The following is a 12,810-nucleotide window of genomic DNA, read 5'->3' as shown; positions in this document are numbered from 1 at the left end:
AAGAACCTACGGGATAGTTTCTAAGGGCGAAGAAATATTTTACGCCGATCCACCGGCGCATGCGCGGCCAGCGCACGCTCGCGCAGGCCGGACATGGATGCTACTCAGAACCTGTCCCGGTAGGTTCTCAGCCGCGACGACCGCGGCGCGGCAGGCCGTGCTCGGAGCCGCGCGGCCCCTGGCCACCGCGACGCCCACCGCCGCCGGTGCCGGCGAAGCCGAAGGTCGTCTGCAGCGGGTCCGGCTGGCGCGGACGGCTGCTGGCGGCGCCGCTGTTGGCGCCACCTTTGCCGCCGCCCGCGCTGGCTCCACGGCCCTTGCCGCCAGCCTGGCCGCCGAAGCCGCCCTGGCGCCCGGTGGCTGGCTTGCCGCTCGGCACTGGACCGTTCAGGATGCCCTGCCCCCGGGTGCTGCCGACCCGCGCGACCGGCGGGCCGTAGGGATCGACGTTGCGGTTGGCGTCGGCGCGGTCGATGCGATTGCCATCGCTGCGATCGTTGCCGCGCTCGCCGCTGCGCTCGTTGTTGCGCTCGGCGCCGCGGTTGCCGTCGGCGCGCATGCCGTCCGGTCGCGGGCCCTTGCCCTTGTGGCCGCCCTTGACATGCTTCTCGGGGGCAGCGCCTTTCTTTTCGACGCCGAAGGCCGCCATCAACGCGCGCACATCGTTCTCTTCGAACTCCTCCCAACGGCCACGCTTGAGGCCGCTCGGCAGGGTCATGGCGCCGTAGCGGGTACGGATCAGGCGCGAGACGGTCAGGCCGACCGCCTCGAACATGCGGCGCACCTCGCGGTTGCGGCCTTCGCCGATCACCACGCGGTACCAGCGATTGATGCCTTCGCCGCCGCCGTTCTGGATCTTCGAGAACGCAGCCTTGCCGTCGTCCAGGTCCACGCCGGACAGCAGCTTCTGGCGCATGCCTTCCTCGAGCTCGCCCAGGGTGCGCACCGCGTATTCGCGGTCGATGTTGTAGCGTGGGTGCATCAAGCGGTTGGCCAGATCACCCGAGGTCGTAAACAGCAGCAGGCCCTCGGTATTGAAGTCGAGGCGGCCGACGGCCAGCCACTTGCCGGCCTTCATGGTCGGCAGGCGGTCAAACACCGATGGTCGGCCTTCCGGATCGTCGTGGCTGACGATCTCGCCGGCCGGCTTGTGGTAGACCAGCACGCGCGGCGGCTTGCTGCTCACGCGGCGCTGGATCAGCTTGCCGTTGATGCGGACCGCATCGGTCGGCAGGATGCGCTGGCCGATATGGGCCGGCTCGCCATTGACCGAGACGCGGCCGGCGACGATCAGGTCTTCCATGTCGCGGCGCGAACCCAGGCCGGCCTCGGCCAGCACCTTGTGCAGCTTCGGCGCATCGTCGTCGGCGGTCAGGTCGCGCCGCGCCGCCTTGGCCGGCGCATTGCTGCGCGCGCCGTCGTTGGCGTCGAAGTCGCTCGAGGTGACGAACGAAAACACATTATCGGCCTCGTTGCCCGGCTGTTGCTTGCCGCCCTTGCCCGGCTGCTGCTTGCCGCCGCGGCCGATCTGCTTGGCCGGACGTCCGCCTTCGGTGGGGCGACCGCTTTGCTGGGTCGGACGGCCGCTTTGCTGGCCGCGCTTGCCCTGGCCGCGGCCACGCGCCTCCTGGGCGCCCTCCTGCGCGCCGGCGCCTTCCGGCGCGGCGTCGGCGCCAGTCTCGGGCGCGGCAGCAGCCTGCTCGGCGACAACCGGCGCGGCGGCCTGCTGCAACGCTTCGCGTTCGGCGCGCTTTTCGCGCATCTGGCGCGGGCCGCGCGGCTTGCGCGCTTCCTGGGCCGGGGCGACTTCGACGGCCGCCGGCGCTTCGGCGGCGGCTGCCGGCACGGCCGAAGCGTCGGACGCCTCCTTCGCCACCTTGGCGGCGCGCGGCTTGCGGGCCTTCGGCGCCGGCGCTTCGGCATCTGGCGCCGGTGCGGCCGGCTCGGCGGCAACGGCTGCCTTGCGGGTGCGCTTCGGCTTGGCCGGCGCGTCGGCCGCGACGGCCTCGCCTGTCGTCGTGTCGGCAACGACAGCGGCAGCCGTCTTGCGCGTACGCTTCGGCTTGGCTACTGCCGGCTCGCCTGCATCCACGGGCTTGGTATCGTTTTGTTCAGTTGGGTTCATCGTTCGTGTCTTTATTGTGCTGACCCGCCTTGGCAATCCCGTCGTCAAGCGTGTCGCGGATCGGAACTTCAACGGGTGAAGTCGCTAACTCTATATCGTCGGCAGGTGCGGGGGCATCCACCTTGTCAAAATTGTCATTCAATGCCGCCTCGAGGGCTTCCAGGCTGCGGCTGTCCGGGCCTTCCGCCAGCGGCTGCAGCGGCGGCAACTGGGACAGCGCCGCCAGGCCCAGGTCGTCCAGGAACTGGCGCGTGGTGCCCAGCAGGGCTGGCCGCCCCACCACTTCGCGGTGCCCGACGACGTCGATCCAGCCGCGGTCTTCCAGCATCTTGATGGTCTGCGAATTGACCGCGACGCCGCGGATCTCTTCGATGTCGCCGCGCGTCACCGGTTGGCGGTAGGCAATGATCGCCAGTGTTTCCAGGGTCGCCCGCGAGTACCTGGGCGGCTTTTCGGGCGCCAGGCGGTCGAGATAGGGCTTCATCTCGGGACGGCTCTGGAAACGCCAGCCCGACGCCAGGCTGACGATCTCGATGCCGCGTCCATCCCAGTCCTGGCGCAGTTCTTCCAGCAAGATTTTGATCGTATCGGCGCCGACGCCGGCGCCAATCTGCCGTCCTTGCCCGTCGACCTCGGCGAAAAGTTTCTTCATGCCGTGGATCGACATCGGCTCGCGGGCGCATAGCAAGGCGGTTTCGAGGACTCTCTTGGCCTCGTCAGTATTCATATCGCGATGTCGTCAATCAAACAATTGGGCCAATCGGGGTTGGGACAGCATCGATGCGCGTGGTGCGCATGCCTGCGTGCCATGCGCCGGCTGTCGCCCTGCGCTTTGCGCTGTGCTGCCTGAAACCGGAATCCGTGGGCCCGGCGCGCTGAGCGCCGGAGCTAATACATGGCGGGCAAGGAACCCGCCAGGGCAACCCGCCTGTGCGACGGGCCGCTGGTGTTGATTTTCATTGCGAAACGTGGAACTCGGCGGAACTCTGGCTCTTAGGCACGCCCGCGATCGGGGCGCCGCCTGGGAGCGGCCTGTGCGGCACGCGAGTGGACGACGTCGTTTCTTCCAACTGGCGGCCATTGTAACCGATAAAACCCCGCAGCGGACAAGGGACGGCCCTGCGATGCGCACCTATTTGCGTCAGTCGGACAGTTTTTCGGACAAAATCGCCGATACGCCAAGGAATGCGGGGTACTCGGCAGTGATCACATAGGTCGGCACGTCGGCCAGGTAGCCGGCGAAGCGCCCCTTCTGCTCGAAGCGGCGGCGGAACGACGAACGGTCGAAGCGCTCCCCGAGGCGCGGCACGATGCCGCCGCCGATGTACACGCCGCCCTGGGCGCCGAGGGTGACGGCCAGGTTGCCGGCCACGGTGCCGAGCATGCCGCAGAAGGCTTCCAGCACCTCGTCGCACAGCGCGCATTCGCCTGCGAGCGCGCGGCGCGAGATCTCGGCCGCGCCGAGGCGCTCGCCAGGGCGGCCGGCGCGATCGGCCAGCGCACGATAGATGAGCTCGACGCCGGCGCCGGACAGGAAGCGCTCGAACGAGACGTGCTCGAACTCGCGCCACGCATATTGCAGGATCGCGATTTCCTGCTCGCTGACGGGGGAAAAGCTGACGTGGCCGCCTTCGCTGCGCAGCGCGGTCCAGCTGGCGCCGCACGGCACCAGCCCGGAAACGCCGAGGCCGGTGCCGGCGCCCACCAGACCCAGCACCGCGTCCGGCTGCGGCGCACCACCACCCACCTGGCGCTTCTGCTCGCCCAGGTGCGGCAGCGCACGTGCCAGGGCCGAAAAGTCATTGACCACCAGCAGGATCTCGAAACCGCATTCCTGCCGCAAGGCTTCAGTGGAAAATTCCCAGTGATGATTGGTCATGCGCACATAATCGCCATTCACCGGGTTGGCGATGGCGATCGCGGCGTGGCGGATCGGCGCCGCCCAACAGGCCTTGACCGCCGCGCTGCCCAGGTAGGCGCGCATGGCCTCGCCCAGGGTCGCATAGTCGGCGCAAGGCAGCACCTCGACTGCCGCGAGCCGGCCCGGCCCCAGCTCCAGCACGAAGCGGCAATTGGTGCCGCCGATATCGGCAAGCAGGCGGGCGCCGCCGCGGTGCAGGCGGTCGGTGGAAGGGCTGAGCGGGGAGACAGTCATGGCGGTACGCATGTAAGAGACCCCCAAGCTTACTAAATTTTTTGCCCTGACGACAAGTGTTTTCTGTAGTTTAGGTACATACCCGGCGGCACGATGCACCAATGCACCTTATTACCTGGACGCACGCCGACGTAGTAGAACTACTTGCACCGAACATTGAAAGCATCGCGCCGCCGGACGCGCGGCGCCGATCAGCAGGCGGCCGGATCGAGCGCGGGATCGTCGCCGCGCCGGGCGTTCCAGGCGTCGAGCCCGCCCTTGAGCGGCCGCGCCCGGTGGAAACCGTTGGCCAGGAACTGGCGCGCCACCTGGGCGGCGGTGACGTCGTCCGGGCAGCTGCAGTAGACGACGATGTGGCGGTCGCGGTCGAGCGAGGCCATCAGGTGTTCGGGCTGGCAAGCCTTGAAAATCAGGGCGCCCGGGATCGGGGCTTCCAGCTGTTGCGCGCTCAGGCTGCGCGCATCGACGATCACCGGATCCTGGCCGGCATCGATCAGGGCCAGCACCTCGTCGATGCCGATGCGCTCGATCGCGCTGCGCGAGCGGTGGCGGCGCCGTTCGGCATACTTGAAGGCGATGAACAGGGCCAGCAGGCCGGCCACGATCGTCAGCGCCGTGCTGCCCATGGTCGAGAGCGTATCGAGCACGCCGTCGACGCTGTCGTGGAACCAGACGCCGAGCAGGATGCCGGTGCCGCTCCAGAGCGCCGCGCCGCTCACCGCATACAGCAGGAACGGGCGCAGGTGGACGCCCATGGCGCCCGACAACGGCGCCGCGACGATGTTAAAGCCGGGGATGAACTTGGATACCAGCAGCGACTTGACGCCGAACTTGCGAAAGCGATCCTCGGTCTGGTTGACGCAGGAATCGGGGGACAGCGAAATCTTGCACAGCAGCCGCAGGATGCGCTTGCCGTAGAAGCGGCCGGCGCGGAACCAGAAGGCGTCGCAGATCAGGCAGGCCAGGATGGCCGCCATCCATACCAGCTGCCAGCTCACGTCGGCGGTGACCGAGAGCGCGCCGGCCACGATCAGGACCGGGTAGGCGGGTATGGGCAGGCCGAACTGTTCGACGAGGACGATGCCGAACACGATCAGCACGCCATAGACCTGGAGGAGTTCGGCTAACTGGGGCATCCATGTATATTAGCGCAATTGGGCTGGCGGCACAGGAGCGCCCCCATTCCGTTTGGCGTCAGCGCAACGCGGCCTTGACTCCGGGCGCATGCGGGACGGATGTGGCGCAGACGATCGACGCCGGTTGCGCCCCGCTCTACCCCGCGCCGCGGGGAATCGCCGCCAGCAGCGAGCGCGTGTACGGATGCTGCGGATTGCGGTACAGCACGTCGGCATCCGCCATCTCGACCACGCTGCCGTGGTGCATCACCATCACCTGGTCCGAGATGTACTTGACCACCGACAGGTCGTGCGAGATGAAGATATAGCTCATGCCATATTCGTCCTGCAGGTCTTGCAGAAGGTTCAGCACCTGGGCCTGCACCGAGACGTCGAGCGCCGACACCGATTCGTCGCACACCAGGATCTCGGGCCGCATGGTCAGGCAGCGCGCGATCGCGATGCGCTGGCGCTGGCCGCCCGAGAACTCGTGCGGATAGCGGCCATAGGCGGCGTCCGGCAAGCCCACCCGTCCCAGCAGCTGGCGCGCCAACGCTTCGCGCTCCAGTTCATTGGCGCCGATGCCGTGGATGCGCATCGGTTCCAGCAAAATCTGGCCCACCGTGAAGCGCGGGTTGAGCGAGGCATAGGGATTCTGGAAGATGATCTGGATCCGGCGTTTATACGCCTGGTATTCGCGGTCGGACATGGCCAGCAGGTCGCGCCCCTCGAACAGCGCCGAGCCGCCGCTCGCGCGATGCAGGCGCAGCAGGGTCAAGCCCACCGTGGTCTTGCCCGAGCCCGACTCGCCCACCACGCCCAGGGTCTTGCCGCGGCAGAGGGTGAACGAAACGTCCTTGACCGCCTTGAATTCGCGCTTGCCGAACAGGCCTTCGCGCACCCAGAAACTCTTGGCCAGGTTGTTGACCACCAGCACCGGCTCGTCATCCGGCGCGGTGCCGCGCACGCGCTGCGCCGGCGCCCGCTCGGGCGCCTGATCGGGCTCGAGGCCACGCAGATAGTCGTCGATCACCGGCAGGCGCAGCGGTCGCGCATCGAGCGGCGGCCGGCAATGCAGCAAGGCCCTGGTATACGCGTCGACCGGGGCGCCGAACACCTGGCCGACCGCGCCCTGCTCGCGCACCTCGCCGTGGCGCATCACGATCACGCGGTCGGCGATCTCGCCCACCAGCCCCAGGTCGTGGGTGATGAACAGCACCGCCATGCGGCGCTCGCGCTGCAGGCGCGCGATCAGGTCCATGATCTGCTTCTGGATCGTCACGTCCAGCGCCGTGGTCGGTTCGTCGGCGATCAGGAGGCGTGGCTCGCAGGCGATCGCCATCGCGATCATCACCCGCTGTTGCTGGCCGCCCGACATCTGGTTCGGGTAGGCGTCGATCTTCCGGTCCGGATCGGGAATGCCGACCTCGTGCAGCAGCGCCAGGGTGCGCGCCCGCGCCGCGCGCCTGCTCATGCCCAGGTGCAAGCGCAGGACTTCGCCGATCTGATAGCCGACCGTGAACACCGGATTGAGCGAGGACATCGGCTCCTGGAAGATCATCGCGATCTCCTTGCCGCACAGCGCGCGCCGCTCGCGCGCAGGCAGGCCGAGCAGTTCGCGGCCGGCGAAGCGGATGCTGGAGGCGGGATCGATGACGGTGGTCGCCGCGGGCAAGAGGCCCATCACGGCCAGCGAGCTGACCGACTTGCCGCTGCCGGACTCGCCCACCAGCGCCACCGTGCCGTCGTCCGGGACGTCGAACGAGACGCCCTTCAAAGCCTCGAACGTGTGCCGCTTGTCGGTGCGAAAGGCGATGCGCAGGTCGCGTACCTGCAGCAGGGGCGTGGTTGCTGGGGTCATATCGGGCATCATTTGATCTTGGGATCGAGTGCGTCGCGCAGCGCGTCCGCGAACAGCGAGAAGCTCGTCACCAGCAGCGCCATCGCGCCCGCCGCCGCCGCCAGCTGCCACCACTTGCCGAGGATCAGTTCATTCTGCGCCTCGTTGAGCATGCTGCCCCAGGATACGGTGCCGACCGGCACGCCAAAGCCCAGGAACGACAGGATCACCTCGGCCTTGATGAAGCCCACCACCAGGATCGACATCTGCACCAGCGCCACGTGCGAGACGTTGGGCAGGATGTGGCCGAACATGCGGGCCCAGGGCGAGGCGCCGATGGCATCGGCCGCCATCACGTATTCGCGCGCGCCGTGCTTGATGTATTCGGCGCGCATCAGGCGATAGGGGCCGGTCCAGCCGGTCAGGCCGAGGATCAGCACGATGGTGGCCACGCCTTTTTGCTGGAGCACGGCGGCCACGGTCAGGATCATGAGGATCGCCGGGATCGCCGTGAAGATGCTGTAGAACCAGTTGAACAGGTCGTCGACCCAGCCGCCATAAAAGCCCGAGACAGCGCCGAACAGCGTGCCGAGCGCCACCGCCAGCAGGGCCGCGACCAGCCCCACCACGATCGAGGTCTCGCCGCCCTTGATGGTTTTCTTGACGATGTCGTGCCCCCATTTGTCGGCGCCGAACGGCAACGTCGTGCGCTTTTCCACTGGCGGATGGGTCTGCGCGACCTGCGCCCTGAGTTCGGCCAGCTCCTCCGCCAGCGGATCGAAGGCGTTCGGCGGCGTCGTGCGCGGCAACTGGGCCAGCGCCAGCGCACGCGCCGTGGGGTCGGCGCCGACGAACGTGGGCGGCGCATAGTTGACCGCAACCTCTTCTTCCCAGTCACTCGCCAGCATGCCCGTGGCCGACAACAACACCAGCAGCAGGAAACCGGCGACGACGGCCAGCGCCGCCATCCCGACGCGGTCGGCGCACAGGCGCCGCCAGGCGAGCGCCCACAATCCGGGAGAGCGCATGTGCGCGCTCGTGTTCAGGGTGGCCGTCATCGCTATTTGAGCTGCACGCGGGGATCGACCGCCTGGTACAGCAGGTCGGCCAGCAGGTTGAACACCATGGTCGCGGCGGCCACGTAGACCGTGATCGCCTTGATCACCGGGAAGTCGCTGCGTTCGACGGCCAGGATCACCTCGCGGCCGATGCCGGGAATGCCGAAGAAGCGCTCGAGCAGGAAGGCGCCGATCAGCAGCGCCGGCAGGTTGGCCATCACGTGAGTGATGATCGGGATCGCGGCATTGCGCAGCACGTGGACCCAGACGATGCGGCCCTCTCCCAGGCCTTTGGCGCGCGCGGTGCGCACGTAGTCCTGCCCTGCCTCGTCGAGCACGAAGCTGCGGTACAGGCGCAGCGTCGGCGCGATCGAGACCGCCAGGCCGATGATGATCGGCAGCAGCGCATAGCGCAGCAGGTTCTCGCCCAGGCTATTGCCCCAGCCCTGGACCGGAAACAGGCCCAGCTGATAGGCGAAGACGTACTGGAACACGATGATGTAGACCAGGATCGAGATCGACATCCCCACCGTGCAGGCGACCATCACGGCACGGTCGGTCAGCGAGCCGCGCACGAAGGCGATCGCCAGCGCCAGCGCGACGCCCAGCACGGTCTCGAGCACGGTGAGTGGAATCAGGACCGTGAGCGACGGCCCCAGGCGGCTCTTGATGATGTGCGACACCGGCTCGCCGGTGCTCCAGGCGTTGCCGAAGTCGAAGGTCAGGATCTGCTTGACGAAGATCCATAGCTGCACAGCATAGGGCTGGTCGGTGCCCAGCTGGCGCCGGATGTTCTCGATCGCGCCGGCGTCGGCCATCTTGCCTGCCAAAAGATAGGCCGGGTCGCCGCCGACCCAGTTGAACAAGAAAAACACCAGCAGCACCACGCCGCCCATTGTCGGCACCATCTGCCACAGCCGGCGCAGGACATAAGCAAACATCGCACTCCCGAATTTGCGGATTGGGCGAACGGGCCGCCCCAAGGATTGCCACCAGCCCAAATTCTAGGCGGCAAAAAACGACACGATAGCGCATATCCGCACGCGCCGACAGCCGCGCAATCTTATGCCCCGATAGTTGCAGGTTATTGCCACGTAATGACACAGGTATCAATATTTCATATAAGAACCTTGCCATCCTCCTTCGGCACACACAACGTGCTGACGGCAATATCATGCCCAAAAAATAAAGTTTGAACGAATCAAATTCCACATCCAACTATATTTGTCGCATGAACTATCGCAGTCCGAGTTTTGTGACTTTTGTGTGACTAGCAAAAAAAATTCAGATTGTAAAGACAAGCCATCAAGTAGTTGTATTTTGCTCGGCGCCGACGTTACCAATTGACACTGTCGATTGGTCAATGTTTTTATTGTTAAGTAGCAAAAACATGCCGTGTCCATATCACACGGCGATTCACTGACTTTTACTGGCCGGCGCGACCCGCCGCCAGGTCTTACGGGGAAGACTGACTATGATGGTTGAAACTGTGTTATCTCGATCGGTGCGCCTGATCTGCGCGGGCGGCCTTGCCGTCGCCTGCACGGCGGCCCACGCCCAGGATACGGCGCCTGCCGCCGAATCGCTGCAGCGGGTGGAAGTGACCGGCTCGCGCATCGCGACCGCGAACCTGGAAAGCGTCAGCCCGGTGACCGTGGTGAACGCCAAGGACATCAAGATGGAAGGTGTCCGTTCGGTCGAGAACCTGCTGAACAACCTGCCCCAGGTGTTCGCCGACCAGGGCGGCTCGGTGTCGAACGGCTCGTCCGGCACCGCCACCGTCAACCTGCGCAACTTCGGCGCCGACCGCACCCTGGTGCTGGTCAACGGCCGCCGCCTGCCGGCCGGCAGCCCGCGCAATACCGCGGCCGACCTGAACCAGATTCCGGTGGGCCTGATCAAGCGCGTCGAAGTACTGACCGGCGGCGCCGGCGCCATCTACGGCTCGGACGCCGTGGCCGGCGTGGTCAACTTCATCATGGACGACCGCTTCCAGGGCGTCCAGATCGACGCCAACTACCAGTTCTACAACCACGACCAGAACGGCGGCCCGGTGGCCGACGCCGCCAAGCGCCGCAATTTCGCGCTGCCGGGCGACAAGGGCGCCGACGGCAAGGTCAAGGACATCAGCCTGACCATGGGCGGCAACTTCGCCGACGGCAAGGGCAATGCCGTGGTGTTCTTCGGCTACAAGAAGGAAGACGCGCTGCTGCAATCCGAGCGCGACTTCACGTCTTGCGCGCTGGGCGGCGCCAGCCGTGGCGACGTCTTCAACTGCGGCGGTTCCGGCACCAGCTTCCCCGGCCAGTTCATCACCGCCACCGGCCTGAAAACCGTGGCCGACGCCAACGGCAACGTGCGTAACTACGTGGGCGCCAGCGATGCCTACAACTTCGGTCCGCTGAACTACTTCCGCCGTCCCTCGGAACGCTACACCTTCAGCTCGTTCACCCACTACGACATCAACGACAAGGCCCGCCTGTACGCCGAGGCCAGCTTCCACGACGACAGCACCGTGGCCCAGATCGCGCCATCCGGCCTGTTCGGCCTGGACGCTTCCGGCGCCAATGCGATCCGCTGGGAAAATCCTCTGCTGTCCGACGCCTGGCGCAGCGCACTGGGCATGACCGGCCCCGGCGACACCGCCGACGTCGTCATCCTGCGCCGCAACGTCGAAGGCGGCGGTCGCCGCGACGACCTGCGCCACACCTCGTACCGCGGCGTGATCGGCGTCAAGGGCGATATCGGCAACTGGAGGTACGACGCCTTCGCCCAGGTCGGCAAGGTGCTGTACTCGGAAACCTACTTCAACGACTTCTCGGTCTCGCGCAGCGCGCGCGCGCTGAACGTGGTCCCGGGCGCCAACGGCCAGCCGGTCTGCGCCAGCACCCTCAACGGCGTCGACCCGAACTGCGTCCCGTACAACATCTGGCGCCTGGGCGGCGTGACTCCGGAAGCGCTGTCCTACCTGCAGACCCCGGGCTTCCAGAAGGGCCACACTTCGCAGACCGTGCAGGGCATCAACCTGTCGTCCGACCTGGGCGAATACGGCATCAAGCTCCCCACCAGCAGCGAAGGCGTGGGCATCGCGCTCGGCTGGGAACACCGCACCGAAAAGCTCGAGCTGAACTCGGACGTCGCCTTCGAGTCAGGTGACCTGGCCGGCCAGGGCGGCCCGACCAAGAACGTGAGCGGCCAGTTCAGCGTGCGCGACTACTTCGCCGAAACCCGCATCCCGATCCTGCAGAACGTGCCGTTCGCCGACCAGCTGACCATGACCGGCAGCTACCGCAAATCGGATTACTCGACCGGCCAGGACACCGACTCCTACGGTTTCGGCCTCGAGTGGGCGCCAGTGAAGGAAGCGAAGTTCCGCTTCAGCTACCAGCGCGCGGCGCGCGCCGCCAACGTGGTCGAGCTGTACACCCCGTCCGGCCTGGCGCTGTTCGGCATGGGCGCCGATCCTTGCGCCGGCGCCAATCCGGCCGCGACCCTGGAACAGTGCGCGCGCACCGGCGTGACCGCTGGCCAGTACGGCAACATCCTGAATTCGCCGGCCCAGCAGTACAACCAGATCATCGGTGGCAACACCAACCTGGAACCGGAAGAATCGGATTCGTACACCCTGGGCCTGGTGCTGACCCCGACCCGCAATACCTCGCTGACCATCGATGCCTTCGACATGAAGGTCAACGGCACGATCGGCGGCCTGCCGGCATCGACCACCCTGACCCAGTGCCTGGAAACCGGCGACCCGCAGTTCTGCGGCCTGATCACGCGTGACCGCCTGGGCAGCCTGTGGGCCCTGGAAAGCGCCAACATTGTCGCCACCAACCAGAACCTGGGCATGAGCTCGACCAAGGGCGTCGACCTGGGCGCCAACTGGAACACCAAGCTCGGCGCATGGGGCAGCCTGAACCTGTCGTTGATGGGCACCTACCTGAAGGAGTTCAAGCAGGAAGACTTCCCGGGTTCGGGCGAGTACGACTGCGCCGGCCTGCACGGCACCACCTGCGGCGTGCCGCTGCCGAAATGGCGTCACAAGGTGCGCGCGGTGTGGGGCACCCCATGGCGTGGCGTGGAGCTGGGCGCGACCTGGCGCTACGTCAAGGGCACCGACCTCGACTCGACCAGCGAGCAGCCTCTGCTGAGCGGCACCTTCCAGGCAGCCGACGCACGCCTGGGCGCGCGCAACTACCTGGACCTGACCGCCGGCTGGCAAATCAACCAGATCTTCGCTCTGCGCGCCGGCATGAACAACGCGCTGGACAAGGATCCGCCACTGTCGGGCGTCGTGGCTGAAGTCTTCGGCAACGGCAACACCTACCCGCAGGTGTACGACGCGATGGGCCGTCACGTATTCCTGAACCTGACCGCCAAGTTCTGATCAGCTGAGCTGGAACAAAAAAACGGCGCACCTCGGTGAACTGACCCCCAAAAGTTGGACACAACTTTTGGGGGTTTTTCATGACCAAGTACGATGAGCAGTTCAAGCTCGCAGTCGTGCAAGAATATTT

At 66.4% G+C, this 12,810-nt stretch carries 8 protein-coding genes; 1 reads left to right on the top strand and 7 read right to left on the bottom strand.

What is annotated here, in order from left to right:
• Window positions 1-127: 127 nt before the first annotated feature.
• From rluB to ABIB38_RS19360, 7 genes are all read right to left on the bottom strand, one after another.
• Window positions 128-2,125 carry a 23S rRNA pseudouridine(2605) synthase RluB gene (rluB, locus tag ABIB38_RS19390; RefSeq protein ID WP_429206342.1) on the bottom strand — a complete coding sequence of 666 codons (1,998 nt, stop codon included), beginning with the start codon at window positions 2,123-2,125 and terminating at the stop codon, window positions 128-130.
• On the bottom strand, window positions 2,112-2,852 hold the full coding sequence (scpB, locus tag ABIB38_RS19385; RefSeq protein WP_429206341.1) for an SMC-Scp complex subunit ScpB: 741 nt from the start codon (window positions 2,850-2,852) through the stop codon (window positions 2,112-2,114). The genes rluB and scpB overlap by 14 nt, the downstream gene beginning before the upstream one ends.
• 414 nt (window positions 2,853-3,266) lie before the next feature.
• Window positions 3,267-4,280: a glucokinase gene (locus tag ABIB38_RS19380; RefSeq protein ID WP_429206340.1), complete on the bottom strand. Its 1,014-nt coding sequence runs from the start codon at window positions 4,278-4,280 to the stop codon at window positions 3,267-3,269.
• 191 nt (window positions 4,281-4,471) lie between these two features.
• Window positions 4,472-5,416 (bottom strand): VTT domain-containing protein, encoded by a 945-nt coding sequence (locus ABIB38_RS19375; RefSeq protein WP_429206339.1) that lies wholly within the window; start codon window positions 5,414-5,416, stop codon window positions 4,472-4,474.
• A 136-nt stretch (window positions 5,417-5,552) separates the two neighbouring features.
• Window positions 5,553-7,256 carry an ABC transporter ATP-binding protein gene (locus ABIB38_RS19370; RefSeq protein ID WP_429206338.1) on the bottom strand — a complete coding sequence of 568 codons (1,704 nt, stop codon included), beginning with the start codon at window positions 7,254-7,256 and terminating at the stop codon, window positions 5,553-5,555.
• Window positions 7,257-7,264: 8 nt separating this feature from the next.
• Window positions 7,265-8,263, bottom strand: a complete 999-nt coding sequence (locus ABIB38_RS19365; protein ID WP_429206337.1) for an ABC transporter permease — start codon at window positions 8,261-8,263, stop codon at window positions 7,265-7,267.
• 32 nt (window positions 8,264-8,295) lie between these two features.
• Window positions 8,296-9,234 carry an ABC transporter permease gene (locus ABIB38_RS19360; RefSeq protein WP_429206336.1) on the bottom strand — a complete coding sequence of 313 codons (939 nt, stop codon included), beginning with the start codon at window positions 9,232-9,234 and terminating at the stop codon, window positions 8,296-8,298.
• A gap of 533 nt (window positions 9,235-9,767) precedes the next feature.
• Here ABIB38_RS19360 and ABIB38_RS19355 point away from each other — a divergent pair.
• A complete protein-coding gene (locus ABIB38_RS19355; protein ID WP_429206335.1) occupies window positions 9,768-12,680 on the top strand; it encodes a TonB-dependent receptor plug domain-containing protein in 2,913 nt (970 codons plus the stop codon).
• The last annotated feature ends 130 nt before the right edge of the window (window positions 12,681-12,810 follow it).

It is taken from the genome of Massilia sp. UYP11 (assembly GCF_050434805.1).
Taxonomy (GTDB): domain Bacteria; phylum Pseudomonadota; class Gammaproteobacteria; order Burkholderiales; family Burkholderiaceae_D; genus Telluria.
Note: the sequence above shows the minus strand (reverse complement) of the source record. Positions and strands in the feature narration are given on the sequence as shown.